2 protein-coding genes are annotated in these 787 nt (G+C 35.1%); both read left to right on the forward strand.

Annotated features, from left to right (window positions below):
• Positions 1 to 492, forward strand: a 492-nt coding sequence (locus PSI15_RS18285) for a TNT domain-containing protein (RefSeq protein ID WP_273584763.1), incomplete at its 5' end; no start/stop codon positions are given.
• Positions 489 to 787: hypothetical protein (locus PSI15_RS18290; RefSeq protein WP_273584764.1), on the forward strand; the 299-nt coding region annotated here is incomplete at its 3' end. The genes PSI15_RS18285 and PSI15_RS18290, both read left to right, overlap by 4 nt.

Below are 787 nucleotides of genomic sequence, written 5' to 3' on the forward strand. Positions count from 1 at the left end.
TTGTCCGGGACTTCAAAACTCGTAGCAGAAGCAAATTCATTTGACGCTTTCAAAGGCCGTTCAGAGGGCATGTTCGCAAATGAAGCTGATGCCAGAAAAGCTTATGAATTAATTCAAAAGAAATACTGGCCAGCCTTAGAAAAAATGATGCCTGAAGGTTCATGGCCTCCGAACAGAGGTTTTGTGGATGTAACTCCTACGACTCTACAACCTGGGACAAAAATAGACCGTTATGGCGGATGGTACGAAAATGGAGAGTTTATTGATAAAGGAAACTTTGTTGCCCAAGCAGGTGCTCCTTTTAAAGTAAGGGCATTACCAGCCAATGATATTAATAGGCCATATACTGTTTATGAAGTTGTTAAACCGATTAAAGCAGATATGGGACCAGCAATACCATGGTTTGGGCAACCAGGTATGGGTACACAATATGAACTTTCATCCAAACTTAATGAATTAGTTCGTGATGGAAGTATTAAGGTGGTAAAATGAAAGTAAAAAGAATTTCTGATTTGGAAAAAATTTACGATGGATTCGAAGATGGGTTTTATGAATTAAATCATATTATTAATTGCCCTATCTGTAATGAAAATAAAACATTTCGTGTTTTAAAATTAAAAGAGTTTAGGGAGTTAGATAATGATTTACGCATACAATTAATGAATGAAATAGGACATATTGATGAAAAACCATTATCAACGATAACTACTTATAGCTATCACAATCTGTCAGTAGAATACACCAACTATGTTTGTGATAAATATCAAGATGAAATTATAGTCATACT

This window comes from Xenorhabdus sp. PR6a (assembly GCF_028599065.1).
GTDB lineage: Bacteria > Pseudomonadota > Gammaproteobacteria > Enterobacterales > Enterobacteriaceae > Xenorhabdus > Xenorhabdus doucetiae.